Origin of the sequence: Nonomuraea gerenzanensis (genome assembly GCF_020215645.1) — a bacterium.
Lineage (GTDB): Bacteria > Actinomycetota > Actinomycetes > Streptosporangiales > Streptosporangiaceae > Nonomuraea > Nonomuraea gerenzanensis.
The window spans coordinates 2,309,452-2,334,559 of sequence record NZ_CP084058.1 but is presented as its reverse complement, the minus strand read 5'-3'; the positions used below and the strand labels follow the sequence as shown (position 1 = coordinate 2,334,559).

General features: G+C 72.0%; 26 protein-coding genes. 12 read left to right on the top strand and 14 right to left on the bottom strand.

Annotated features, from left to right (window positions below):
• Positions 1 to 176: 176 nt before the first annotated feature.
• Positions 177 to 446, bottom strand: coding sequence for a 30S ribosomal protein S15 (rpsO, locus tag LCN96_RS11285; protein ID WP_090945762.1), 270 nt, complete (start codon positions 444 to 446; stop codon positions 177 to 179).
• A gap of 158 nt (positions 447 to 604) precedes the next feature.
• Positions 605 to 1,012 (bottom strand): VOC family protein, encoded by a 408-nt coding sequence (locus LCN96_RS11280; protein ID WP_225272544.1) that lies wholly within the window; start codon positions 1,010 to 1,012, stop codon positions 605 to 607.
• Positions 1,013 to 1,071: 59 nt separating this feature from the next.
• Between LCN96_RS11280 and LCN96_RS11275 the strand changes: the two genes are divergently transcribed.
• Positions 1,072 to 1,689 (top strand): TetR/AcrR family transcriptional regulator, encoded by a 618-nt coding sequence (locus tag LCN96_RS11275; protein WP_225272543.1) that lies wholly within the window; start codon positions 1,072 to 1,074, stop codon positions 1,687 to 1,689.
• On the opposite strand, the gene LCN96_RS11270 is transcribed toward LCN96_RS11275, so the two are convergent.
• Positions 1,679 to 2,605, bottom strand: a complete 927-nt coding sequence (locus tag LCN96_RS11270) for a bifunctional riboflavin kinase/FAD synthetase (RefSeq protein WP_225272542.1) — start codon at positions 2,603 to 2,605, stop codon at positions 1,679 to 1,681. The two genes, LCN96_RS11275 and LCN96_RS11270, sit on opposite strands and share 11 nt — an antisense overlap.
• Before the next feature lie 82 nt (positions 2,606 to 2,687).
• On the opposite strand from LCN96_RS11270, the gene LCN96_RS11265 reads away from it, so the two are divergent.
• Together LCN96_RS11265 and LCN96_RS11260 are read left to right on the top strand one after the other, a co-directional pair.
• Positions 2,688 to 3,707, top strand: a complete 1,020-nt coding sequence (locus LCN96_RS11265) for a TRM11 family SAM-dependent methyltransferase (protein ID WP_225272541.1) — start codon at positions 2,688 to 2,690, stop codon at positions 3,705 to 3,707.
• 137 nt (positions 3,708 to 3,844) lie between these two features.
• Positions 3,845 to 4,237, top strand: coding sequence for a DUF6223 family protein (locus LCN96_RS11260; RefSeq protein WP_225272540.1), 393 nt, complete (start codon positions 3,845 to 3,847; stop codon positions 4,235 to 4,237).
• On the opposite strand, the gene truB is transcribed toward LCN96_RS11260, so the two are convergent.
• From truB to rimP, 8 genes are all read right to left on the bottom strand, one after another.
• Positions 4,234 to 5,106 carry a tRNA pseudouridine(55) synthase TruB gene (gene truB / locus LCN96_RS11255; protein WP_225272539.1) on the bottom strand — a complete coding sequence of 291 codons (873 nt, stop codon included), beginning with the start codon at positions 5,104 to 5,106 and terminating at the stop codon, positions 4,234 to 4,236. The genes LCN96_RS11260 and truB overlap by 4 nt on opposite strands.
• Positions 5,107 to 6,147, bottom strand: a complete 1,041-nt coding sequence (locus LCN96_RS11250) for a DHH family phosphoesterase (protein WP_311132254.1) — start codon at positions 6,145 to 6,147, stop codon at positions 5,107 to 5,109.
• The gene (rbfA, locus tag LCN96_RS11245; protein ID WP_225272538.1) at positions 6,144 to 6,602 is read right to left on the bottom strand and encodes a 30S ribosome-binding factor RbfA; all 459 of its coding nucleotides are present in this window, start codon (positions 6,600 to 6,602) and stop codon (positions 6,144 to 6,146) included. Before rbfA ends, LCN96_RS11250 begins: the two co-directional genes overlap by 4 nt.
• Before the next feature lie 54 nt (positions 6,603 to 6,656).
• The gene (locus LCN96_RS11240; protein ID WP_080042097.1) at positions 6,657 to 6,953 is read right to left on the bottom strand and encodes a DUF503 domain-containing protein; all 297 of its coding nucleotides are present in this window, start codon (positions 6,951 to 6,953) and stop codon (positions 6,657 to 6,659) included.
• Between the two features lie 117 nt (positions 6,954 to 7,070).
• Positions 7,071 to 10,250 carry a translation initiation factor IF-2 gene (gene infB, locus LCN96_RS11235; RefSeq protein WP_225272537.1) on the bottom strand — a complete coding sequence of 1,060 codons (3,180 nt, stop codon included), beginning with the start codon at positions 10,248 to 10,250 and terminating at the stop codon, positions 7,071 to 7,073.
• A gap of 112 nt (positions 10,251 to 10,362) precedes the next feature.
• Complete coding sequence (locus tag LCN96_RS11230) at positions 10,363 to 10,674, bottom strand: YlxR family protein (protein WP_225272536.1); 312 nt, start codon at positions 10,672 to 10,674, stop codon at positions 10,363 to 10,365.
• Positions 10,658 to 11,662, bottom strand: a complete 1,005-nt coding sequence (gene nusA, locus LCN96_RS11225; protein WP_225272535.1) for a transcription termination factor NusA — start codon at positions 11,660 to 11,662, stop codon at positions 10,658 to 10,660. Before nusA ends, LCN96_RS11230 begins: the two co-directional genes overlap by 17 nt.
• A 13-nt stretch (positions 11,663 to 11,675) precedes the next feature.
• Positions 11,676 to 12,161 carry a ribosome maturation factor RimP gene (gene rimP, locus LCN96_RS11220; protein ID WP_225272534.1) on the bottom strand — a complete coding sequence of 162 codons (486 nt, stop codon included), beginning with the start codon at positions 12,159 to 12,161 and terminating at the stop codon, positions 11,676 to 11,678.
• 234 nt (positions 12,162 to 12,395) lie between these two features.
• Here rimP and LCN96_RS11215 point away from each other — a divergent pair, with 234 nt between their 5' ends.
• Positions 12,396 to 12,893 (top strand): hypothetical protein, encoded by a 498-nt coding sequence (locus LCN96_RS11215; RefSeq protein ID WP_225272533.1) that lies wholly within the window; start codon positions 12,396 to 12,398, stop codon positions 12,891 to 12,893.
• A 7-nt stretch (positions 12,894 to 12,900) separates the two neighbouring features.
• Complete coding sequence (locus LCN96_RS11210) at positions 12,901 to 13,371, top strand: ferritin-like domain-containing protein (RefSeq protein ID WP_225272532.1); 471 nt, start codon at positions 12,901 to 12,903, stop codon at positions 13,369 to 13,371.
• A gap of 168 nt (positions 13,372 to 13,539) precedes the next feature.
• On the opposite strand, the gene LCN96_RS11205 is transcribed toward LCN96_RS11210, so the two are convergent.
• Together LCN96_RS11205 and LCN96_RS11200 are read right to left on the bottom strand one after the other, a co-directional pair.
• Entirely contained in the window at positions 13,540 to 15,285 is a 1,746-nt protein-coding gene (locus LCN96_RS11205) for a proline--tRNA ligase (protein ID WP_225272531.1), read from the bottom strand.
• A gap of 153 nt (positions 15,286 to 15,438) precedes the next feature.
• Complete coding sequence (locus LCN96_RS11200) at positions 15,439 to 16,110, bottom strand: hypothetical protein (RefSeq protein ID WP_225272530.1); 672 nt, start codon at positions 16,108 to 16,110, stop codon at positions 15,439 to 15,441.
• A gap of 135 nt (positions 16,111 to 16,245) precedes the next feature.
• Between LCN96_RS11200 and LCN96_RS11195 the strand changes: the two genes are divergently transcribed.
• Entirely contained in the window at positions 16,246 to 17,184 is a 939-nt protein-coding gene (locus tag LCN96_RS11195) for an acyl-CoA dehydrogenase family protein (protein WP_225272529.1), read from the top strand.
• A 3-nt stretch (positions 17,185 to 17,187) separates the two neighbouring features.
• Here LCN96_RS11195 and LCN96_RS11190 read toward each other — a convergent pair whose 3' ends face one another.
• On the bottom strand, positions 17,188 to 17,670 hold the full coding sequence (locus LCN96_RS11190) for a hypothetical protein (protein WP_225272528.1): 483 nt from the start codon (positions 17,668 to 17,670) through the stop codon (positions 17,188 to 17,190).
• Between the two features lie 94 nt (positions 17,671 to 17,764).
• On the opposite strand from LCN96_RS11190, the gene LCN96_RS11185 reads away from it, so the two are divergent.
• From LCN96_RS11185 to LCN96_RS11160, 6 genes are read left to right on the top strand one after another with little or no spacing between them, the layout of a single operon-like run.
• Positions 17,765 to 18,835 (top strand): LLM class flavin-dependent oxidoreductase, encoded by a 1,071-nt coding sequence (locus tag LCN96_RS11185; RefSeq protein ID WP_225272527.1) that lies wholly within the window; start codon positions 17,765 to 17,767, stop codon positions 18,833 to 18,835.
• Positions 18,835 to 19,896, top strand: a complete 1,062-nt coding sequence (locus LCN96_RS11180) for a phenylacetate--CoA ligase family protein (RefSeq protein ID WP_225272526.1) — start codon at positions 18,835 to 18,837, stop codon at positions 19,894 to 19,896. Before LCN96_RS11185 ends, LCN96_RS11180 begins: the two co-directional genes overlap by 1 nt.
• Before the next feature lie 12 nt (positions 19,897 to 19,908).
• On the top strand, positions 19,909 to 21,447 hold the full coding sequence (locus LCN96_RS11175; RefSeq protein ID WP_225272525.1) for an AMP-binding protein: 1,539 nt from the start codon (positions 19,909 to 19,911) through the stop codon (positions 21,445 to 21,447).
• A gap of 39 nt (positions 21,448 to 21,486) precedes the next feature.
• Entirely contained in the window at positions 21,487 to 22,668 is a 1,182-nt protein-coding gene (locus LCN96_RS11170) for a class I adenylate-forming enzyme family protein (RefSeq protein WP_225272524.1), read from the top strand.
• 9 nt (positions 22,669 to 22,677) lie between these two features.
• Positions 22,678 to 23,979: an FAD-dependent oxidoreductase gene (locus LCN96_RS11165; protein WP_225272523.1), complete on the top strand. Its 1,302-nt coding sequence runs from the start codon at positions 22,678 to 22,680 to the stop codon at positions 23,977 to 23,979.
• Positions 23,963 to 25,105 carry a DUF6986 family protein gene (locus LCN96_RS11160; protein ID WP_225272522.1) on the top strand — a complete coding sequence of 381 codons (1,143 nt, stop codon included), beginning with the start codon at positions 23,963 to 23,965 and terminating at the stop codon, positions 25,103 to 25,105. Before LCN96_RS11165 ends, LCN96_RS11160 begins: the two co-directional genes overlap by 17 nt.
• Positions 25,106 to 25,108: the final 3 nt, after the last annotated feature.

The following is a 25,108-nucleotide window of genomic DNA, read 5'->3' as shown; positions in this document are numbered from 1 at the left end:
AGGACCGGCCCGCAGGCGTCGCGGGTCGCATGGTGCTGAACGGACGCGGGGGCTGTGTGTCTCGGATATTCAGTTTTACGTCAGGCGCGGGGGCGTTTCACGCCGCCACGCGTCCGACCGTATGGGGTCTTACCCCATATGAGAAGGGAGCGGCGCGGACGCCGCTCCCCTTCATGCTATCGGCGCAGGCCGAGCCGCTCGATGAGCGAACGGTAGCGCTGGATGTCGACCTTCTGCAGGTACTTCAGCAGGCGGCGCCGGCGACCGACGAGCAGCAGCAGACCACGACGGCTGTGGTGGTCGTGCTTGTGCGTCTTCAGGTGCTCGGTGAGCTCGCTGATGCGCTTGCTGAGCAGCGCGATCTGCACCTCGGGCGAACCGGTGTCGCCTTCGGCCGTCGCGTACTCACTGATGATGGTCTTCTTGGCAGCGGTGTCGAGGGACACGGCTCTCCTTCAATCTACGGACACGCGCGAATGAGATTGGGAGCGCGAACGACCGTGCGTGCCTACAGTCGCCGCGTGAAGGCCGTCATGGGCAGCGCGCAGCGCCGCCGCTACAGAGCCGACATGCAAGGTTACCACCTCATGTCCAATGCGCGGACTCACGTGGAAACGTAGTTGCCCGCGAACTCGCCGGACGGCGCGGTGGGCGTGATGACGTCCACCAGCACGCCGTTGGGGTCGGCGACGATGAAGTGGCGCTGCCCGAAGTCCTCGTCGCGCAGGGCCAGCTCGGGGACCAGCCCCGCGCCTTCCACCAGTCTGCCCCATTCGGCGTCCACGTCGTCCACCTCGAAGTTGAGCAGCAGGCCCGCGGCCGGTCTGCGGTAGGCGGCGGGCAGAGTCGGGTGGGCGTGGTCGAGCAGGGCCAGCTCGTACGAGCCGCGCCGCAGGCTGACGTACCAGTCGGCCTCGAACGTCACCTCGAAGCCGAACAGGCGCACGTAGAAGTCCCTGGATTCGGCGATCCTGGCGGTGCAGATGACCGGATAGAAGCTGCTCAGCCGCATGAAGTCCCCTTTCACATACCAGCGGTATGCGAAGGTAGGCTAGTTCGCCTACCATCGGTATGTCAAAGGGGGCGTGCGGGTTGAGCAGGGCCGAGCAGAAGGAACGCACCAGGCAGGTGCTCGTGGCGACGAGCAGGCGGCTGTTCGCGGCCAAGGGCTACGCGGCGGTGGGCCTCACGGAGATCGTGCGTGAGGCGGGGGTGACCAAGGGGGCGCTCTACCACCATTTCGAGGGCGGCAAGACGGCGCTGTTCCGCACGGTGCTGGAGGAGGTGCAGCGCGAGGTGGCCGCACGGGTGGTGGCCGCGGCGGAGGCGGCGGACGGCCCATGGGAGCGGCTCAAGGCCGGCTGCGCGGCGTTCGTCGAGGCGAGCGCGGACCCGGAGGTGCAGCGCGTCATGCTCATCGACGGCCCGGCGGTGCTGGGCTGGGACGAGTGGCGCGCCATCGACGAGGCCACCTCGGCCTCCCACCTGGCTCAGGCCCTGGCGGAGCTGGTCGCGGGCGGCGTGATCCCGCCGCAGCCGGTGGCGCCCCTGACCCGGCTGCTGTCGGGCGCGATGAACGAGGCGGCCCTGTGGCTGGCCCAGTCGGCGAGCCCCGCCGACCTGCCCGACACGCTGGCCGCCCTGTCGGCCCTGCTGGAGGGGCTCAGGCGGCAGGGCCTCAGCTCGTGAGGCGGCGGGTGGCGTCGACGTCGGCGTGGATCTGGTCGATCAGCGCCTCGATCGAGTCGAAGCGCGTGTTGCCGCGCAGCCGCGCCGCGAACTCCACCGCCACGTGCACCCCGTACAGCTCCAGATCGTCGCGGTCGAGCGCGTACGCCTCGACCGTGCGCGGCACCCCTTCGAAGGTCGGGTTCGTGCCGACCGAGATGGCGGCAGGCCACCGCTCCCCCGCGTACACGGCGGGCAGGTTGGCCACCGGCACGCACTCCATCCAGCCCGCGTAGACGCCGTCGGCCGGGATCGCGGTGTACTGCGGGGTCTCGACGTTGGCGGTGGGGAAGCCGAGCTGGCGCCCGCGCTGGTAGCCGCGGACGACCACGCCCTCCACCCGGTGCGGCCGGCCGAGCAGGTCCCTGGCCCGCGCCACGTCGCCCTCGACGAGCAGGTCCCGGATGGAGGTGGAGGAGATGCCGTCGAGGAGGGGCACGGCCTCGACCTCGAAGTCGTACATCTCGCCCAGCGTCCGCAAAGTCTCGACATCGCCCTTGGCGCCCTGACCGAACGCGAAGTTCTCCCCCACCACCACGACCGCCGCCCGCAACCGCTCGGCCAGCACGCTCTGCGCGAACTCCTCGGGCGGCGTGCGCGACAGCCCCAGCGTGAACTCCAGCACGTCCACCTCATCCACGCCCAGCTCCACCAGCAGCTCGCTCCTGCGCCGCGCGTTGCTCAGCCGGTACGGATGCGACCCCGGCCGCACCACCTCCTCCGGATGCGGCTCGAACGTCACGGCCACACCGCGCAGCCTCCGCTCCCCGGCGACGGCGACCGCGCGCTCGACCACCCGCCGGTGCCCGCGGTGGACCCCGTCGTACACGCCGATGGTGACGACAGACCTCTCCGAACCCTGCACCCTAGGCCCCATTCGCTCGTCCCCGGATCAACCCGTACAAGCCTGCCATGCGCCGCGGCCTTCCCTCCAATCGAGGGGGCTATCATCGGGCATCATGCCTCGTTACGCGCTTCTGATCCTGCCTGCCTTCAACCGGGTCTACGGCGAGAGCTCCATCCGGCTGACCCGCGCCGAGCTGGCCGTCTTCAGCGCGCGTGCCCTCGAAGGCGAGGTGCTCGACAGCGCGGAGACGCGGATCGGCGGCGTGCCGTACGTGACGTTCGAGACCGCGCGCCCGCTGAGCGAGCCCGACGTGCACCTGCTGTCCAACCTGTCGTCGGTCTACGCGGTGTTCGGCGTCGAGGGCGACCTGCTCAGACCGCTCGGCATGCGCTCGCGCGACCGGCTGAGCAGCGATCTGATCACCATCCAGAAGTACGCGGGCAAGACTAACGAGCACTTCACCAAGCTGCTGCTCAACGTCACCGCGCTGGCGGGCGACAAGGGGCTGGGCGACGGGCTGCAGGTGTTCGACCCGATGTGCGGCCGCGGCACCAGCCTCAACCAGGCCCTCATGTACGGCTACGACGCCTACGGCATCGACGTGGACGGCAAGGACTTCGAGGCCTACACCGGCTTCATCAAGACCTGGCTGCGCAACAAGCGGCTCAAGCACACCGCCGAGACCGTGCCGGTGCGCCGCGAGCGGGCCCTGGTCGGGCGGCGGCTCAACGTCACGTTCGGCCTGTCGAAGGAGGCCGTCAAGGCAGGCGACGTGCAGCACCTGACCGTGGTGAACGCCGACACGCTCAGGAGCCGCGAGTTCTTCAAGCCGCGCTCGTTCGACGTGCTGGTCACCGACGCCCCGTACGGCGTCCAGCACGGCAGCAAGGGCGGCGCCGGCCTGTCGCGCAGCCCGCTGGAGCTGCTGGGCAAGGCCGTGCCCGGCTGGGCCGAGCTGCTGCGCCCCGGCGGCGCCATGGGCATCGCCTGGAACACCTACGGCGGCAAGAGCGAGGAGCTGGCCAGGATCCTCACCGAGGCGGGCCTGGAGGTGATGGACTACCCCGACTTCGAGCACTGGGTGGACCAGGCCATCGTCCGCGACATCATCGTGGCCAGGAAGCCCCGCTAGCGGCACCGCCTACCGCGGGCGCAGTAGGTCCGCTACGGCGTGCGCGGCAGGGGGAAGTGCCTCCATCAGTGGGATGACCTGCGGCTGGTCTGGCGGACATAGTTCTTGGCGTCCAGTCGTAGACGAAGGAGCCCCTCATGCCCGTGCTGTCCATGCTCGCCTCACCGATCTGTACGTCGGCCGCCGAATGCGCGGGCCAGGGCGTCGACAACTTCCTCGGGACCCCTCAGAGGATCTGGGCCAGCGTGGCCGCGCTGGTGGCGCTGGCCGCCGTGGCCGCCGGCTGGCTGGCGCTGCGGCGCTCCAGCCGCGGCATCGGCAACGGCGGGCGGAACGGGGCCGTCGTGGCGCTGGCCGGAGGCCTCATCGGCGCGGTCAACGGCGTGGTGAACCTGGCCGTCGCCGACGGTGGCCTCGGCACCGGCAACGGCGTGTTCGGCGGCGCGGTGGCCCTGGCGCTCGGGCTGGCCGGTACGGCGCTCGGCGGGCTGGTGCTGGCCCGCTCGCGCCGTACTCAGCCGAGCGGCTAACCGACGAAGACGGCGATGGGCCTGGCCGTCCGGCCCTGCTCCTCCACCAGCGCCAGCAGCTCGCCCTCCGGCCCGAACACCCCGATCGGGCCCTTTCCCAGCCCCACGGAGGGCAGCCGCCCGCCGTGCCCGATGACGCGGGCCTCCTCCGCCGTGACGTCGCGGCGCGGGAAGGCCGCCGCCACCGCCTCGCCGATCGGCAGGATCACGCACTCCTCGGCGAGCTGCTCGACGCTCCTGGCCAGCGACAGATCGTACGGCCCCACCCTGGTACGCCGCAGGCTCGTCAGATGCCCGCCCACCCCGAGCCCGGCCCCCAGGTCGCGGGCCAGCGAGCGGATGTAGGTGCCGCTGGAGCAGGTCACGACCGCGTCCACGTCCACGACGTCGCCGCCGGCCCTGATGTCGAGCACGTCGAACTGCCGCACCGTGACGGGCCTGGCCGCCAGCTCGACCTCCTCGCCCGCGCGGGCCTTCTTGTAGGCCCGCTGACCGTTCACCTTGATCGCGCTGACCTGCGGCGGGACCTGCATGATCTCGCCGGTCAGCGCCGCGACGCCCTTGTGGATCTCGGCCGCGGTGACATCGGCCGCCGAGGCCGTGGCGATGACCTCGCCCTCGGCGTCGTCGGTGTTGGTGCTCACGCCGAGCCGGATCGTCGTCTCGTACACCTTCTCGGTCAGCGTCAGGTGCCCCAGCAGCCTGGTCGCCTTCTCCACGCCGACCACCAGCACGCCCGTCGCCATCGGGTCGAGCGTGCCCGCGTGCCCCACCCTGCGGGTGCCCGCGATGCGCCGCATCTTGGCCACCACGTCATGGGAGGTCCACTCGGCCGGCTTGTCGACGATGATCAGACCGCTCCCGGCCATCTAGGAAACCCTCCGCAGCTCGCGCCGGAACTTCGCCATGGTCTCCTCCACCGTCTCGTACGAGGTGTAGCCGGCGGCGTTGTGATGGCCGCCGCCGCCGAGCGCCGCGCACACGGCCGCCACGTCCACGGTGCCCTTGGACCGGGTCGAGACCTGCCAGTCGCCGTGGTCGTCCTCCTTGAGCACGACCGCCACCTCCGCCTCGTCGGCGCGGCGCACGATGTCGATGATGCCTTCCAGCTCGGAGTACGGCAGCCCGTACGCGGCCCGGTCGACCCGGGACACGTACGTCCAGACCAGCCCGCCCTCCAGCGTCACCCGCTCCAGCGCGTGCGCCAGCACCTTGAGATAGCCGAACGGGGAACGGTCCCACAGCTCGCGGGCGATCTCGTCGGTGCGCAGCCCGGTCGCCACCAGCCTGGCCGCCATCTGGTGCACGGCGGGCGTGGTCGAGGAGTAGCGGAACGACCCGGTGTCGGTCACCAGCCCGGCGTACAGGCACGTGGCGATGTCGCGGTCGAGCCGCCCGCCGAGCCGGTAGACGAGCTGCTCGGCCAGCATGGCCGTGGCCGCCGCGTTCGCGTCGATGAGGTCGAGCGTGCCGAACCCCGTGTTGGACGGGTGGTGGTCCACCACGATGACCTCGCGCGCCGAGGCGGCGTTGGCCCCCAGCAGCCCCACCCGCTCGAACGTCGAGCAGTCGAAGACGATCATCAAGTCGGGCGCCGCCGGATACTGCTCGGGCGGCACCAGCATCTCCTGTCCGGGCAGGAACCGCAGCAGCCTCGGCACCGCGAAGATCCGGTCGCCGAACGAGGCCACCACGCGCTTGCCCAGCGAGCGCAGCACGAACGCCACGGCCAGCATCGACCCGAGCGCGTCACCGTCGGGATTCACGTGGCAGGCCAGCGCGACCTCGTCGGCCTGACCGATCAGCCGCAGCGCCCGGTCCCACGACGCCTCGGGGATCGGGCAGCCGTCGGCGGGGGGCCGCTCCAGGCTCGCCGGGCGGTCCGTCCTGTCGCGTACGTCGGGCGTCACGCCTGGTCGTCCTTGATCACCTCGACGTCTTCCTCGTCGTCAGGCTTGCGGTAGGGGTCGGGCTCGCCGGCGTAGGAGGCGGTCTCGGCCTGCCGCGCCACCTCGGCGTCACGCGCCCTGGCGGCGTTGATCAGGTCGTCGAGGTGGCGCGCGTTGTCGGGCAGCGGGTCGTGCTTGAACGTCAGCGTCGGAGCGAAGCGCACCCCGGTCTGGCGGCCGACCTCGGAGCGGATGATCCCCTTGGCACTCTCAAGAGCGGCGGCACTGTCGGCCCGCTCGGCCTCGGAGCCGAACACCGTGTAGAACACCGTCGCGTCGCGCAGGTCAGCGGTGACGCGCGTGTCGGTCACGGTGACGAAGCCCAGACGCGGATCCTTGATCCGGCGCTCCAGCATCTCGGCGACGATCTGCTGGATGCGATCGGCGAGCTTGCGCGCTCGTGCGGCATCCACCATGTTCGCTCCCCCTCACGCACGACCTGGCCGTGCAGTCGTTCAATCTTCCATCAGTCAGTCTTCGTCGTTGTAGAGCCGATGCCGGGCCGACAGCAGCTCGATCTCGGGGCGGAAGGCCACCATGCGTTCGCAGGCGTCCAGCACCTCCTTGCAGTTACCCGCGGAGGCGGAGACAACCGCCACACCGACCTCCGCTCTGCGATGCAGGTCGAGATGGCCGGTCTCAGCCACCGCGATGCTGGGATAACGGCGCTGCAGCTCGGCGATCAGCGGCCGTACGACAGAGCGCTTCTGCTTCAGCGATCGAACGTCGCCGAGCAGGATGTCCAGGGTCAGAGCACCCACATACATCGTTGGCAACCACCGCTTGGCTGGGTGAGTGAGCACGCCCGGCCTGCTGCGGTGGGAACCAGGCCAGGGCGTGCGAGAGGCGCCCGGCGGATGTCCCGCCGGGCGCCCGGCCGCGCGTCAGACGCGCGGCTTCTCCCGCATCTCGAACGTCTCGACCACGTCGTCGATCCTGATGTCGTTGTAGCCGACACCGATACCGCACTCGAAGCCCTCGCGGACCTCGGTCGCGTCATCCTTGAAGCGACGCAGGGACGAGACGGTCAGGTTGTCCGCGATGACGACGCCGTCGCGGATGAGCCTGGCCTTGCTGTTGCGGACGATCACGCCGGAGCGGACCAGCGAACCGGCGACGTTGCCGATCTTCGGCACCTTGAAGACCTCGCGGACCTCGGCGGTGCCCATCTGGACCTCTTCGAACTCGGGCTTGAGCATGCCCTTGAGCGCCGCTTCGATCTCCTCGATCGCCTGGTAGATGACCGAGTAGTAGCGGATGTCGACGCCCTCGCGCTCGGCCAGGTCGCGCGCCCGGGGCTCGGGGCGGACGTTGAAGCCGATGATGACCGCGTTGTCGTCGGCGACGGCCAGGTTGACGTCGTACTCGGTGATCGCGCCGACCGCGCGGTGCAGGACACGGAGCCTGACCTCGTCGCCGACGTCGATCTTGAGCAGGGCGTCTTCCAGGGCCTCCACCGAACCGGACACGTCACCCTTGATGATGAGCTTGAGCTCGTCGACGCGGCCCTTCTCAAGGTCGCTGAACAGCTCTTCGAGGGTGCGGCGACGGCTCGACTTCGCCATGTCGGCGCTGCGCTTGCGCGCCGCACGCTGCTGGGCGATCTGCCGGGCCATCCGGTCGTCGGTGACCACGATGAAGTTGTCACCGGCGCTCGGCACGGCCGTCAGACCCATCACCAGGACGGGACGCGACGGCGTGGCCTCCTCGACCGGCTCGCCGTTGTCGTCGAGCATCGCGCGGACGCGGCCGAAGGCCTCGCCACACACGATCGAGTCGCCGACGCGCAGCGTGCCGCGCTGGACCAGGACGGTCGCGACGGGGCCGCGGCCACGGTCGAGGTGCGCCTCGATCGCGATGCCCTGGGCGTCCATCGTCGGGTTGGCCCGCAGGTCGAGCTCGGCGTCCGCGGTCAGCAGGATGGCCTCGAGGAGGTTGTCGATGCCCGTGCCGTTCTTCGCCGAGATGTCGACGAAGAGGGTCGAGCCGCCGTACTCCTCGGCCACCAGGCCGTACTCGGTGAGCTGGGCACGGACCTTGTTGGGGTCGGCGCCCTCCTTGTCGACCTTGTTGACCGCGACCACGATCGGCACCTCGGCCGCCTGGGCGTGGTTGAGGGCCTCGATCGTCTGCGGCTTCACACCGTCGTCGGCCGCGACCACCAGCACCGCGATGTCGGTGGACTTGGCGCCTCGGGCACGCATGGCGGTGAACGCCTCGTGACCCGGGGTGTCGATGAAGGTGATCTTCCGGTCTTCGCCCTCGTGCGTGGCGGCGACCTGGTAAGCGCCGATGTGCTGGGTGATGCCACCCGCCTCGCGCGCCACCACGTTGGTCTTGCGGATGGCGTCGAGCAGCTTGGTCTTACCGTGGTCGACGTGACCCATGACGGTCACGACCGGCGGGCGCGCGGCCAGGTCGGCCTCGTCGCCCTCGTCCTCGCCGAACTCGATGTCGAAGGCCTCGAGAAGCTCGCGGTCCTCCTCCTCCGGGCTGACGACCTGGATGTCGTAGTCGAGCTCGGCGCCGAGCAGCTGCAGCGTCTCCTCGTTGACCGACTGCGTCGCGGTCACCATCTCGCCCAGGTGCAGCATGATCTGCACGAGCGAGGCGGGGTTCGCGCCGATGCGGTCGGCGAAGTCGGACAGCGACGCGCCGCGCGGCAGGCGGATCGTCGCGCCGTTGCCACGGGCGACCTGCACACCGCCGATCGCCGGCGCCGACATGTTGTCGAACTCCTGGCGCCTCTGACGCTTGGACTTGCGGCCACGCGCGGGACGGCCGCCGGGACGCCCGAAGGCTCCCGCGGTGCCGCCACCACGGCCACGGCCGCCGCCACCGGGACGGCCGCCGAAGCCACCGCCGCCGCCACCGCCGCCGGGACCACCGGTGCCGGTGCGCGGACCTGCGCCGCCGCCACCCGGGCGACCGGCGAAACCGCCGCCGCCACCCGGACGACCGCCGCCGCCACCACCGGGACGGCCACCGCCGCCACCGCCGGGACGACCGCCGCCGCCACCGCCACCCGGACGGCCACCGCCGCCGGGGCCGGCAGGACGACCCTGCGGCATCATCATCGGGTTGGGACGCGGGCCACCCGGACGGGGACCGCCCGCACCGCCACCGGCGCCGGGACCAGGACGCGGGCCGCCGGGGGGCGGGCCCGGACGCGGACCGGGAGTGGGCCTGTCGCCACCGCGGCCCTGCGGCGGACGCGGCATCGCGCCGTCGCGCGGCGGGCCGTCACGGCGCTCGCGCTGGCCGGGGCCGCCACCGCCCTCGCGGTTGCCGCCCGGACGCGGCGGCCGGGACTGACCCATGCCGCTGGCGTTGGAAGAGAACGGGTTGTTGCCCGGACGCGGGCCACGCGGACCCGGCCGCGGGCCGGGGCCCGGACGAGGACCGCCACCGGCGGGCGCGCCGGGACGCGGCGCCTGCGCCGAACCGCCACGGTCACCGCGGTCACCACGGTCGGGACGGTCGCCGCGGTCACCACGCTCGCCGCGGTCACCACCGCGCTCGCCACCGGCGGGGCCGGGACGCGGGCCGGGCTTGGGACCCGGACCAGGACGCGGGCCGCCACCGGCGGGGCCGGGACGCGGACCGGGGGCCGGACGGGCGGGCGCGCCGCTCTCGAAACGCGCCTGCGGGGCACCGGAGGTCTCACCGCGAGCGGCCTCGGGGGCCTGCTGCGGCGGCTGGTGCGGCATCGGCACCGGCGGGCGCGGCTGACCGCCGCCCTGCGGGCCGGGACGCGGACCGGGCTTGGGGCCCGGACGCGGTGGGGCGGGAACAGGTGCCTGCCCGGCACCGTTACCGGCCTGGCCTTCGGCCGGCCGGGGCGCAGCCCTTGGCGGCTGCGGCTTGTTGGACGGCTGACCGCCGCCCCTGGAGGAGCCTCCCTTGGAGACCCCGAGCGCTTCGGTGAGCCTGCGGACCACCGGCGCCTCGATGGTGGAGGACGCCGAACGGACGAACTCTCCCATCTCTTGGAGCTTGGCCATGACGACCTTGCTCTCGACGCCGAACTCCTTAGCGAGCTCGTATACCCGGACCTTCGCCACTGCACTCCCTTACTCGGCCCGGGAGGCTGGCTGTGCCGTCCGGACCGTCGCTACCTTGACGTCTTCATCGCCGCGTGCTCATCAGGCGCTCATAGCAATCTGACTCCGCCCATCAACTCGGCGTCCTACATGACATTTCTTGGTCTCCCTCCAGGTGCGCTCGCACGGGCGAGCTGTCAAGCGGCCCCGGCACGCGGAACGCGCGCGGGAACGCTCGGCGCCGCTCGGCAAGCTCCAGACAGCTCACGGACGGGTGCAGCGATGCACCTCGCCCCGGGAGCCGTCCGCGCAGGTCAGGGACCACTTGGCCCTCGACCCGCACCAGACGGAGCAGCTCGGACTTAGCCTCGCGAGCCCTGCAGCCCACACAGGTGCGCTGCGGGACCGCTCGGCCACCATATTCCAGCTTACCGTGTTGACGCATCTACGGAACCGGCGGCGTCCTCGGCTTGTGTATCGGGCCGGATGTCGATCCGCCATCCTGTGAGTCTCGCGGCTAGCCGGGCGTTCTGTCCCTCTTTGCCGATGGCCAGCGAGAGCTGGTAGTCGGGCACCGTCACCCGTGCGACACGACCTTCGAGATCGAGAACCTCGACGTGGGAAACGCGCGCGGGCGACAGGGCATTCCCCACGAACTCGCCCGGGTCCTCCGACCAGTCGATGATGTCGATCTTCTCGCCGTGCAGCTCGGTCATCACGTTGCGGACCCGCGAGCCCATCGGGCCGATGCAGGCGCCCTTGGCGTTGACGCCGGGCTTGCGCGACCTGACGGCGATCTTCGTGCGGTGGCCGGCCTCGCGGGCCACCGCCGCGATCTCCACGGTGCCGTCGGCGATCTCCGGCACCTCCAGCGCGAACAGCTTCTTGACCAGCCCGGGATGCGTGCGCGACAGGGTGACCGAGGGGCCCTTGTGGCCCTTCTTCACCTGCACGACGTAGGCGCGGATGCGCTCGCCGTGCACGTACTCCTCGCCGGGCACCTGCTCGGCGTGCGGCAGCACGGCCTCGATCTTGCCGAGGTCGACCAGCACCACGCGCGGGTCCTTGCCCTGCTGGATCACGCCGGAGACCAGCTCGCCCTCGCGGCTGGCGAACTCACCGAAGTTGATCTCGTCCTCGGCGTCGCGCAGCTGCTGTAGGATGACCTGCTTGGCGGTGGTCGCGGCGATCCTGCTGAAGTTGCTGGGCGTGTCGTCGAACTCCCTGACGACCTCGCCCTCCTCGTCCAGCTCGGCCGCCCAGATCGTGACGTGACCGCTGCCGCGGTCGAGCTCCGCCCGCGCCTTGGAGGCGGCGCCGTCGGTGCGGAAGTACGCGATCAGCAGCGCGTCCTCGATCGCCTTGACGACCAGGTCGAAGGAGATGTCCTTCTCCCGCTCCAGGCTGCGCAGGACGCTCATGTCGATGTCCACGACGGCTCCCCCCTTAGCCTTCGTCGCCGTCGACGTCGTCGAACCGGCGGAATTCCACCTGCACCCGTCCGCGGGTCAGGTTCTCGTAACCAAGCCTGTGCGGCGCGCCGGAGACGTCGAGATCGACGCCGCTCTCGTCGGCGGCCATGATGCGACCCTCTACCACGGATCCGTCCTTCAGCTCCGCCTTCACCAGCCGCTTGGCGGCACGCCGCCAGTGGCGCGGCTCGGTGAGCGGGCGATCGACGCCCGGCGAGGACACCTCCAGCGTGTAAGCCGCCTGGCCCATCGCGTCGTCGTCGTCGAGCGCCGTGGAGACGGCCTGGCTCACGTCGGCCACGTCGTCGAGGCTCACACCGCCGTCACGATCCACGATCACGCGCAACAGGCGTCTCTTGCCCGCCTGGGTGACCGTGATGTCCTCCAGGTCGAGGCCCTCCGCGCTGACCACGGGCTCCAGGAGCTTCATCAGGTGGTCGCGGGGTGATGCGCTGCCCATATCGACCTCCCCTATTGTCATGTCTCAGCCGGGCGGACCTCGCCTCTGGCTCTCCCGCCGTCTGGCCGCTCAGCCAGCGACGACAGTTGACACCCTATCCGTATGAGGGCACGGAGAGAGCGCCACTCGTCACGGTCGAATGGCGGAGCGTCGCCGGACGGCGATCCCGGGCACTGGCCGTACGATGCTACCGAGGCCCCAACGAGGCCGGTGACACCTGGAGGTTTCGAGTCCGTGCGCGTGCGTCAGCTCTCCCGCCGGACCTTGCTGGCAGGCGGGGCCTTGCTGGCGGGCGGGGCGGCCGCTCTGTCGGCCTGCAGCGCCTCCGGCCCGCCTGAGCCACCCGCCGCTCCGCCTTCCGACTCGCCCGAGACGGTCCTGCTGAAGGGGCTCATCGCGGAGAAGGAACGCACGATCGCGCTCTACGCGTCGCTGATCAGCGACGGGGCCGAGAAGCTGGCGCCGTTCCGCGACCGCCACCAGGCCCATCTGAACGAGCTGCGCAAGTACGTGCCCGCCTCCGCCTCCGCCTCGCCCCCGGCTTCGTCCTCCCCGTCGGTCACCGCCTCGGCGGGCAAGGTGTCGTTGTCCCGGTTGCGGGGGCTGGAGCGCAAGGCCGCGGCCCAGCGGCCGCGGCAGCTCGGCGGGGTCTCGCCCGGGGTGGCGCAGCTCATCGCCAGCATCGGGGCCTGCGAGGCCGCCCACGCCATCGCCCTACCCAGCTCCTTGTGAGGCCCTGGTGAGCTCTGCCGACGACCTGGAGAAGCTACGCAAGGCCCTGGCCGCCGAGCACGCGGCGCTGTTCGCGTACGGGCTGCTGGCGGCGCGCACGTCGGGGGGCGTGCGGCGGCGGATGAGCGCTGCCTACGACTCGCACCGGGCGCAGCGCGATCGGCTGCGCACGCTCATCACGACGCGGGGCGGGCGCCCTGCCGAGCCCGACGCCTCCTACGCGCTGCCGTTCTTTCCCTCCGACGCCGCGCTGGCCGTCAAGCTGGCGGTGCATCTGGAGAGCGGGGTGGCGGCGGCCTACCTGGAGCTGGTGTCGGCGGGTGACGCGAAGCTGCGGGAGCACGCGGCGCTGGCCATGCAGGAGGCCGTGACGCGGTCGTACGCCTTCAAGGCGGATCCGCCGGCGGCGTTCCCCGGCATGCCCGTCGCCGCGCCTTCCCCACCGGCTTCGGCGTCACCCGGCCAGGCCGGCGGCTGAGCCCCCCAGCGCCGGCCCCAGCCTCCGCGAAGCCCCACGGCGCTTCCTCCGAGAAGGCCGACGCGGAGCCGCACGGCACTTCGTCCGGAAAGCCGAGGAGCTGAGCCGTTCGGCGCAAGGCGGGCGGCGCAAGGCGGAGCCCCCCGGAGGGGAGGGGCTCCGGGACGGTCAGGCGCCGACGGCGGTCATGATGCGGTCGGCGGCCTCGGCGAGGGGGATCTCCGTCTTCTCGCCGGAGACGCGGTCACGCAGCTCCACGACCCCCTGCGACAGCCCGCGCCCGACGACCACGATCGTCGGCAGCCCGAGCAGCTCGGCGTCCTTGAACTTCACGCCGGGCGAGACCTGCGGCCGGTCGTCCACCAGGACCCGCAGCCCGCGCGACTCCAGCTCGGCGCCCAGCTCCAGGGCGGCCTCCACCTGGTTCTCCTTGCCGGTGCCGACGATGTGCACGTCGGCGGGCGCGACCTCGCGCGGCCACACCAAGCCCAGCTCGTCGTAGGCCTGCTCGGCGATGACGGCGACCGCGCGGGACACGCCGATGCCGTAGGAGCCCATGGTGACGCGGATGGGCTTGCCGTCGGGGCCGAGGGCGTCGAGGCCGGCGGCGTCGGCGTACTTTCGGCCGAGCTGGAAGATGTGGCCGATCTCGATGCCGCGGTCGATGGACAGCTCGGCGCCGCAGCGGGGGCAGGGGTCGCCGGCGCGCACCTCGGCGGCCTCGATGGTGCCGTCGGGGACGAAGTCGCGGCCCGCGACCACGTTGGCGGCGTGCTTGCCGGGCTCGTTGGCGCCCGTCACCCAGGACGTGCCGGTGACGACGCGGGGGTCGACGAGGTAGCGGATGCCGAGCTCGCGCAGGATCTGCGGGCCGATGTAGCCGCGCACGAGGCCGGGGTGCTTGGCGAAGTCGGCGGCCTCGAAGATGGCGGGCTCGCCGGGCGCCAGCGACGCCTCCAGGCGCTTGAAGTCCACCTCGCGGTCGCCGGGCACGCCGACGATCAGCGTCTCGACCTTGTCGGAGCCGGGCGTGGTGACCTTGACGACGACGTTCTTCAGCGTGTCGGCGGCGGTGACGGAAAGGCCGTGGTGCTCGTTGACGTACGACACCAGCGTCTCGATGGTCGGGGTGTCGGGGGTGTCCAGCACCTGCAGCGCGGGCAGGTCGTCGAAGGCGCGCGCGGCGGGGGCGGGCGTGACGACTGCCTCGGCGTTGGCGGCGTAGCCGCAGGAGTGGCAGGCCACGAACGTGTCCTCGCCGGTGGGCGTGGGCGCCAGGAACTCCTCCGAGGCCGACCCGCCCATCGCGCCTGACGTCGCGAACACGATCTTGTACTTGATGCCGAGCCGGTCGAAGGTGCGGATGTAGGTCTCGCGGTGCTGCTCGTAGGAGCGCTTGAGGCCGTCGTCGTCGAGGTCGAAGGAGTAGGAGTCCTTCATCAGGAACTCGCGGCCTCGCAGGATGCCGGCCCTGGGCCTGGCTTCGTCGCGGTATTTGGTCTGGATCTGGTAGAGCGTGACCGGATAGTCCTTGTAGGAGGAGTATTCGCTCTTGACCATGTCGGTGAAGAGCTCCTCGTGCGTGGGACCGAGGAGATAGTCGGCGCCCTTGCGGTCCTGGAGGCGGAAGAGAGTGTCGCCGTATTCGGTCCAGCGGCCGGTCGCCTCGTAGTATTCGCGGGGCAGCAGGGCGGGGAAGAGCACTTCCTGGCCGCCCATGCGGTTCATCTCCTCGCGTACGATCTTCGCGATGTTCTCCAGGACCATTTTGCCGAGGGGGAGCCAGGAGTAGATCCCGGGTGCGACGCGGCGGACGTAGCCGGCGCGGACGAGGAGCTTGTGGCTCGGCACTTCCGCGTCTGCCGGGTCGTCCCGCAGGGTGCGAAGAAACAACGACGACATGCGCAGCAACACGGCTACTCCTTGCTCGAACCCGGAATGTGGCGGACTGCAGCGGACTACAGAGGGCTGCAGAGGTCTACAGGCTATCGAGTCGGGGGAGCGCCGCGCTCGGGCTTATCCGGGCGGGCTCGGCAGGAGCGCCGCGGCCGGGCGTATCGGGCGGGCTCAGGCGGCCGGCGGGAGCCAGCCCGCGACGAAGGCCGCCAGGCAGACCGTGAACAGCCCGGCGAACACCGCCGACATCGCCAGCGCCCGCACCCGCCCGCGCGCGCTCCTGCGCAGCCCGAGCACCAGCGCCACGGACGCCAACCCGACCGCCATCGCGGGCCCAGGCCAGAACGTCTGCTCGCTGTCGATGAACCCGGGCGTCGCCCGGTCCACCACGTCGGCGATCAGCGCCGCGCCGACCGCGCCCGCCGCCACGTCGCCCCAGCCGTCGTCCCTGCGGGTGGCGTAGGCGAGCAGGCCCAGGCCCACGAGCAGGGCGAGCGTCCAGTTGAGCCCGGCGGCGCTGCCGCCGATCACGTCGAACGCCTCGTGGCCGCGCAGCGCGCCCGCGCCCATCGCGGCGACCAGGGTGGACACCGCCGCCAGGAACGTCGTCACCAGCGCCCAGCCGAACCCGGAGGCGGTCGCGCCGACGATCAGCGACAGGGCGAGATAGGCGTAGGGGTCGTAGATCTGGCCGAGCCAGCCGGGGCCGTTTCCGGAAATGAGCATGCCGATCAAGCCGACGGCCAGTCCTCCTAGGAAGGCCGTCACCAAATGGCGCTCGATGGCGCGCTGCCGCCGGTCGTATTCGGCGAAGTCGGCGTAGTCGATGGTGGTGTTGTTCATGTCCATTTCCCTGGTCAACCCCTCCCCCGGAATGGCCTGGGGATGACCACATCCACATTATGTGACCATCCAAAAAAGGCAAATTTCGGTCATATCTGTTCTAAAACAAGCAAATGCTTGGTTATGATCGGGCGCGTGGCACTCGCCGATGAGCTTCGCGCCGCCGTCCGCGGCTACCTGGCCGGGCGTCCCGGCGCGTCGTGGCAGGAGTTCGCGCGGGACGTGGGGGTCGCCGGGCTGCTCGTGCCCGAGGAGCACGGCGGCGCCGGTTGCGGGCCTGGCGAGCTGGCGGCCGTGGCGGAGGAGCTGGGGCGGGTCCTGTCGCCGTATCCGTTCCTCCAGTCGGCGGTCATGGCGGTGGCGGCGGCCAGAGCCTGCGGCGCCGACGACCTGCTGAAGTCGCTGGCGGGCGGGGCGAGCGCGACCGTGGTGCTCCCGGGCGACGGGGAGCTGCGCCTGGACGGGGACGTGCTCACGGGCGCGGTGCCGTACGCGCTGGAGGGGGAGCTGGTGCTGGCCTACGCCGGCGGGGCGCTGGTGGAGGCCGTGCCCTCGCGGCGCACGCGGCACGTGACGATGGACGAGAGCCGGCCGTTGCAGCGGCTCGACTTCGAGAGGGTCCCGGCGCGGCGGCTGGGGTCGGGGGCGGCGTGGGGCCGCGTGCGCGACCTCGGGATCGCGGCGCTGGCGGCCGAGCAGGTGGGCGGGGCGCAGCGGTGCCTGGAGCTGGCGGTGGAGCACGCCAAGCGGCGGCACCAGTTCGGGCGGCCGATCGGGTCGTTCCAGGCGATCAAGCACAAGCTGGCGAATCTGCTGCTGCTGGTGGAGTCCGCCAGGTCCGCGGCCTGGGCGGCGGCGGAGGACGAGGTGGCGGCGGCGGTCGCGGGCTCCTACTGCTCGGAGGCGTACCTGACGGTGGCCGGGGAGAACATCCAGGTGCACGGGGGGATCGGGATCACCTGGGAGCATCCGGCGCACCGGTACTTCAAGCGGGCGACCTCCGACGCGCAGCTCTTCGGGCCGCCGCAGGGCCATCGCGCCCGGTTGGCCGCGCACGTGCTCGGGACGGGCTGAGGGTCAGCCGCCGAGGAGTTCTTCCCAGGGGTGGCGGGTGTTGGTGCGGCGGGTGGTGTCGAGGGCCTCGGCCAGCCGCCAGAAGCCCGGCCGGGCACGGACGCTCGCCCGCCCCATCGGGTCGATCGCCCGCAGCTCGAAGCGCACGCCCATCACGTCGAGCACCGCCGAGCCGCCGGTGCCCGGCCCCGCCTGGGTGACCAGGGAGCCGTCGTAGTCGGGGTCGCGGACCTGCTCGGCCAGCAGGGCGGCCACCTCGTACGCGTACGGGCCGTCGCGCCACTCGATGTGCCAGCTGTGGTCGGACCCGCGCCACCACGTCAGGTCGCGGCACGACTCGATGAAGTCGGCCTCGGAGGCCAGCGCCGCCATCACCCGGCCGAACGCCTCGTACCGGCGCGCACTGGTGAGCGAGAGCTCGTCGCCTTGATCGGGAGACGTGCCGGTCTTCGGCCGCCGCAACGCGTGCTTTCGCTTCACGAGCATCCACTCTGATCGCCGCCGTGCCCTTCCCGCAAGTCTTTGCCGCTGATACGCTCTACCAAGCGAGCGCTTGGTTTCCTACTTCGCCGGAGGCGCGATGACGTCGTCCCTACGGATCAGCCTGGGGTATGAGCTGGAGGTCCGCGGTCGCACCCGCGAGGTCGAGCAGCAGGCGTTCCAGAACGTGATCGACCAGGTCGTCCTGGGCGACCGGCTGGGCTGCGAGGCCGCCTGGTTCGTGGAGCACCACTTCACCAGGGGTTTCTCCCACTCCTCCGCCCCCGATCTGGTCCTGGCCGCCATCTCGCAGCGCACCGAGCGCATCCGCCTGGGCCTCGGGGTGGTGCTGCTGCCGTTCCAGTCACCGATCCGCACGGCCGAGCGCGTGGCAACGCTCGACATCCTGAGCGGCGGCCGGGTCGAGTTCGGCACCGGGCGGGGCGCCTCGCCGCTGGAGTACCAGGCGTTCCAGCGCCCCTTCGAGAAGTCGCGGCAGATCTGGGAGGACTCGCTGGAGGCCACGCTGGCCATCTGGCAGGCCGACGGCGAGCCCGTCAGCCGGTCGAACGAGTTCTTCGAGATCCCCGACGTGGCCGTCTACCCGCGCCCGGCCCAGCGGCCCCATCCGCCGGTCTGGGTGGCCTCGACCTCCCTGGAGGGATATCTGGCCGCCGCCAGGCACGGGTACAACCTGCTCGGCATGACCATGCTCAAGGGCATCGACGACGTCGCCGCCGACATCGCGAAATATCGGGAATGTCTGAGCGAGCATGGCTTCGACCCCGACACCCGGCGCGTCGCCCTCATGATCCCCTGGTACGTCGCCCCCACCCGCGACGAGGCCAACGCCACGGCCGCCGACCCCGTCCTGTGGTACATCCGTCGCCAGGTCAACCTCGTCACCCCGCCCGACTACTACGACGCCCGCCACGCCACCCACCGGGTGCTCGGGCAGCTCGCCGCCGGCCTGCCGCCCGACGAGGCGATGGCCACGCTGCGCGAGCACCTCATGGTGGTCGTGGACGACGTGGAGGGCTCGCGCAAGGCCCTGGCCAGGATCGCCGAGGCGGGCGCGACGGACCTGATCATCCAGGCGCAGGTGGGCGGCCTGGCGCACGAGCGGGTGTGCGAGTCGATCTCCCTGTTCATGAAGGACGTGATGCGTTGATGGCACGCTGGCTGACCCGGGACGACCTCGGGGCCGCCGCGGGCACCGCCACCGGGCTGCTGCAGGTGAGCCCCGACGTGTCCAGCGTGTTCCCGCTGTCCCCCGGCGACCGTACGGCGGCGGCGGGGCTGACGGGGGCGGCGCTGCGCGAGGCGGGGGTCGGCGAGCGCGACCGCGTCGTGGTGGCCCTCGCCGAGCCGGCCGGCGCGCTGTGGGCGACGGCGGCTGCGGACGTGGCCGAGGCGGCCGCCCGCGTGGACCCGCGCGGCCGGATGCGGCTGCACCACGCGCTGAGCGCGCTGAAGGCCACCACGCTGGTGGCGACCCCGACGGGCGCGATGGATCTGCTGGCCCGCCTGCACCTGGAGTTCCTGCTGGACCCGCTGGATCTCGGGCTCAGGCACGTCGTGCTGACCGGCGAGATCGCCTCCAAGCGCACGCTCGGGCACCTGGCGGGCGAGTTCGGCGCCACGGTCACGGAGGTGCTGGCCAGCCCGTTCAGCGGCGGCGCGCTGGCGTGGCGCCAGGCCGAGGAGGACCCGCTCCGGCCGCTGGCGGACGGCGTGCTGGGGCTGGCCGCGCCGGCCAAGGACGGCCCACCGGACGGGGACGGGCCCGCCGAGCTGGTCGTCACGCCGCTCGGGCACTCGACGCTCGGCGACGCCGTGCTGCGGACCGGGCTGGCAGCCAGGGACGCGGGCACCGGGGGGATCCCCGCGCCCGCGCACACGGTGGGCGACCACGTGCTGGTCAGAGGGGTGTGGCTGGCGCTGCCGCGCATCGAGAAGGCGCTGGCGCGGATCGACGGCGTGGCGGGCTGGGAGCTGGCGATCAGCCGTCAGGGCACGCTGGACACGGCGGCGCTCACGGTGAGGTTCGCCCGGCGGAGCCTGATCGGCAACCCCATGTGGCAGGCCCGCATCGAGCAGGCCCTGCGGGCGCTGACCCCCGTGTCGATCACCGTGGAGATCGCCCAGGACGTCTGCGAGACACCCTCGCCCGGCACCGTGAACGACCTGCGCGGTCACCACCTCGGCAGGGACCGGGCGCTCATCACCTAAAAGGGGCAGCCGATGGGATCGATGCCGGACTGGGGGACGCTCCCCCGCATGCTGCGCGACCAGGCCGAACGCCATCCCGGCCAGCTCGTGGTCGCCGATCCCGCGGGCCCGCGGCTGACGCTGGCGGGGCTGCGCGAGGCGGCCTCCGGGATCGCCCGCGGCCTGCTGGCCCTCGGGGTGGAGCCCGGCGACCGGGTGGCGCTGTGGGGGGCGAACTCCCCGTACTGGGTGACGCACGCGTTCGGGATCTGGGACGCGGGGGCGGTGATCGTGCCGCTGTCGGCGCGGTACAAGGGCATCGAGGCGGCGCAGCTCCTCGCCAGGACCGGCGCGAAGGTGCTGGTCACCGGTGCGGACCCGCTGGCGGGCCTGCTGCGCGGATCCCCGGTGCCGCTGCCGGAGCTGCGGCACGTCGTCGAGCCGGACGGCCCCGGGCTGGCCGCGCTCGGGGCGGGCGTGCCCGAGGCGGAGGCCGAGGAGCGGGCGCTGGCCGTGCGGCCGGACGACCTGTGCGAGATCATGTCCACCTCCGGCACCACCGGCCTGCCCAAGGGCGTGATGATCGACCACTCGCAGGTGCTGCGCGGCTACTGGGACTGGTCGGAGATCGTCACCCTCGGCGAGCATGACCGCTATCCGGTGATCGCGCCGTTCAGCCACGGGTTCGGGCTCAACGCCGGGCTCGTCGCCTGCGTGCTGCGCAGGGCCGTGATGATCCCCATCCCGGTCTTCACGCCGGACGCGCTGATGTCGCTGATCTCCGAGGAGCGGGTCACGGTGCTGGCCGGGCCGCCCACGCTGTTCCACCGGATCCTGGACGAGCTGGACCGCGGCTCCTGGGACGTCTCCTCGCTGCGGGTGGCCATCTGCGGCGCCGCCGCCGTGCCTGCGAGCCTGATCACGCGGCTGGTCGAGCGGGTGGGGCTGCAGCGCATGATCAACGCGTACGGGCTCATGGAGGGCACGGTCGTCTCCATGACCAGGGCGGGCGACCCCATCGAGGTGATCGCGAACACCACCGGCAGGCCCGTGCCCGGCATCGAGGTGCGGATCGTGGACGACGACGGCAAGCCGGTCGCCCCCGGCGAGCGCGGCGAGATCCTGCAGCGCGGCTACGGCGTGATGCGCGGCTACTGGGGCGAGCCCGGCAAGACGGCCGAGGTGATCGACGCGGACGGCTGGCTGCACACCGGCGACGTCGGCGTGCTGGACGATGCGGGCAACCTGGCCGTCGTGGACCGCAAGAAGGATCTCTACATCGTCAACGGGTTCAACGTCTCCCCCGCCGAGGTGGAGTCGCTGCTGCTGCGGGAGGGCTCGCTGGCGCAGGCCGCGGTCGTGGGCGTGCCCGATCCGGTCTCCGGCGAGTCGGGGCTGGCCTACGTCGTGCCCCGGCCGGGCGTGACAGCCGACCCGGAGGCGCTACTGGCGTGGGCGCGCGCCAACATGTCCGGCTACAAGGTGCCCCGGCGCGTCCTCGTGCTGGACGCGCTGCCGACCAACGCCAACGGCAAGGTGGACAAGCTCGCCCTGCGCCGTCACCAGGCGTAGCGGAGTAGCGTGGAGGTACGCCCTCGTCCGGGAGCCGCCATGTTGCGCCTGCTCGCCGGTGAGGCCGCACGTAGGTTCGGGGGGCGCGCGGCCGTGGTCACCGGCTCCGCCATGCTGTCCTTCGCCGACCTCGACCGGCTCTCCGACCAGGTCGCCGCCGGGCTGGCCCATCGCGGCGCGCGCATCGGCGACGTCGTGGTGCTGGCGCTGCCCGACGGCCCCGAGTTCGTGATCTGCTACGTGGCGGCGGCCAAGATCGGCGCGGTCACCGCGGGGATCGGGGTGGAGCGCCTGGGGCTGCTGACCAGCCTGGACCCGGCCATCGTGATCACCGCGCCGAGCGTGCTGCCGCCGCTGACCGGGCTGGACGTGGTGACGCTGCCCACCGACCGGGGCCGGCGCTCGCCGCAGACCTACGACCCCGTCCGGCTCACCGGCCTGCGCAGGCCCGAGCCGCCCCCGCCGCCGTTCCCGCCGGATCCCGCGCGGCCTGTCGTGATCACGTTCACGGCGGGCAGGACGGGGCCGCCGAAGGGGGTGGTGTTCGGCAACCGCCAGTTGGAGGCGATCCGCGCCCACGGGGCCGGGCTCCGGTGGGGCACCGGGGACGCCAGGCTGGTGCCGTACTCGCTGGGGCAGCTCGGCTTCGCCACCCGGCTGCCGGTGTTCCTGCAGACCGGTCGGACCTGCCACGTCGTGCCCCAGTGGAGCCCCGACGCGGCGCTGCGGGTGCTGCGCGAGCACAAGATCGGCGTGCTGCAGGGCAGCCCGTTCCAGCTGTCGCGCATCCTGGAGTCGGGCGAGGACCTGCCGTCGCTGACGCTCATCCTGTCCAGCGGCGCGCCCGCCACGCCCGCGCTGATCAGGGCGCTGCGCACCAGGTACGGCGTGCCCGTCTGCAATCGCTACACCTGCACGGAGGCCGGGCTGGGGCTCGGCACCACGCCCGACGACGCGCCCGAGGACGCGGAGCTCAGCGTGGGCAGGCCGCGCGCCGGCGTGGACGTGTCCATCAGGGACGGCGAGGGCCGCGCGCTGCCCGCCGAGGACCAGGGCGAGGTGCTCCTGCGCTCGGAAGCGGTCATGAGCGGTTACGTTGGCAGGAGCACCGATCATGCGGTATTCGCCAGGGACGGGTTCATCCGCACCGGCGACCGGGGATACATCGATCACACTGGCCGGTTACGTCTGGTGGGACGTGTCACACGTAGACCGGCATAGGGAGGCGGCGTGACGTTGCACGTGGCGGTCATCGGGTCGGGCCCCGCCGGGATCTACACGGCCGAGGCACTGGTCAAGCAGTCGGCGGAGCCCGTCGAGGTCGATGTCGTGGAGCGGCTGCCGACCCCGTACGGGCTGGTCCGGTACGGCGTGGCACCCGACCACACCTCGATCAAGTCGATCGCGAACTACCTGCGCAAGGTGCTGGAGCTGCCCCAGGTGCGCTTCCTCGGCGGCGTCAGCCTGGGCTCGGACGTGTCCGTCGAGGACCTGCTCGGCGTCTACGACGCGGTCGTCTACTGCACGGGCGCGATGGTCGACAGGAGGCTCGGCATCCCCGGCGAGGACCTGCCGGGCAGCGTGGCCGCGACCGACTTCGTCAACTGGTACTGCGGGCACCCCGACGTCGATCCCGGCCGGTTCACGCTCGACACCGCCGAGATCGCGGTGATCGGGGTCGGCAACGTCGCCGTGGACGTCGTACGCGTACTGGCCAAGACCGCCGACGAGCTGCGCGCCACCGACGTGCCGCACGAGGTGCTGCAGCGGCTCGGCGAGAGCGAGGTCAAGGCCATCCACATGGTCGGGCGGCGCGGCCCCGAGCACGCCAAGTTCACCCTGAAGGAGCTGCGCGAGCTGGGCGAGCTGGCCAACGCCGACGTGTGCGTGCGCCCCGACGAGGCCGTGGTGCTGGGCGGCGACTTCCCGCGCCAGGTGCAGGGCAACATCAAGGTGCTGCAGGGCTGGGCCGACCGCGAGCCGGTGGGCCGCCCGCGCCGCCTGGACGTGCGGTTCTGGATGCGGCCGGTCGAGATCCTCGGCACCGAGCGGGTGGAGGGGCTCAAGCTCGAACGCACCCGGCTGTCGGAGGAGGGCCGCGTGGTCGGCACCGGCGAGTACGAGACGCTGCCCGTCGGCATGGTGCTGCGCTCGGTCGGCTACCAGAGCGTCCCGCTGCCCGGGGTGCCGTTCTCCGAGCGGACCATGACCGTGCCGAACGAGGCCGGGCGGGTCCGCGACCGCGAGTACGTGGCAGGCTGGCTCAAACGCGGGCCCACCGGGGTGATCGGCACGAACAAGTCCGACGCGGCGGAGACCGTCCGCACGCTCCTCGCCGACCTCGACGGCGGCGCGCGGGTGGGCTCGGGCGGCGTCGACGCGCTGCTGGCCGAGCGCGGGGTCCGGCCGGTCACCTACCAGGAGTGGCTGGCCATCGAGGCGGCCGAGGCGGAGCTGGCCCGGTCGCTCAGCCGGGGCGAACGCGTCAAGCTCGTCGGTCTGGAGGCCATGCTCCGTGCCTGCCGTCCCTGAGGGTTTCGCCGGGACCTACCGGCTGCAGCAGGCCCGCTTCCCCATGGCCGAGCCCGGCTGGCAGCCCGTCCACACCGTGTACGTGCCGGCCGACCGCTTCTCCGCGCGCACGGTCACCGAGTGGGGCGACCAGGCGCTGGCGCTGCTCAAGGCGCACCTGGCGGGGCCCGACGAGGTGGCCGAGGTCTTCGGCGCGCCGTCCGGGCTGGCCGCCGTCGTGCACGAGATGTTACTGCGCAAGCTGTCCACCGAGCCGGTCGAGGACCTGCGCGTGGACTTCGAGGACGGCTACGGCGTGCGGCCGGGCCCCGTCGAGGACGGCCACGTGAGGCAGGCCGTCGAGGCGGTGGCCACCATGCACGCGGCAGGGGCGCTGCCGCGGCGGTGGGGCCCCCGGGTGAAGTCGTTCGCCGACGGGGACCCCGAGCGGTCGGTGCGCACCCTGCACGGGTTCGTGGCCGGGGTGGTGGAGCGGGTCGGGGAGCTGCCGGGCGGGTTCACGGTGACCTTCCCCAAGGTGCTGATGGAGGACTATCTGCGGCAGTTCGCCGGCGTGCTGGCCGAGCTGGAGGCGGAGCTCGGGGTGCGGCTGCGCTTCGAGATGCAGGTGGAGGCGCCGCAGACGCTGCCGTTCCTGCGCGGCGAGCTGAACGAGTCACTGGGCGGGCGGCTGGCGGCGGCGCACTTCGGCGTCTTCGACTACACGGCCGCGCTGGGGCTGCCGCCGCACGAGCAGCGGCTCGACCATCCGGCCTGCGACCACGCGCGGCACGTCATGCAGACGGCGTTCGCGGGGACGGGGGTGGAGCTGTCGGACGGATCGCTGGCCGCCTCGCCGGCCTCCGACCGTACGGGGGACGTGCACGGGCTGTGGCGGCGGCACGCGGAGCTGGTGCGCCACTCGTTGCGGCACGGGTTCTACCAGGGGTGGGACATGCATCCGTCCCATCTGGTGAGCCGGTTCGCCACCGTGTACGCCTTCCACCTGGCGCGCTACGACTCCTACCGGGAGCGGGTGCTGGCCTGGGAGGAGCGGCGCTCGGCCGGTGGCGGCGTGATGGACGAGCCGGCCACGATCCGCACCCTGGCGGCCGCCCTGCACCGGGCGGACGCCGCCTTCCCCTGAGGG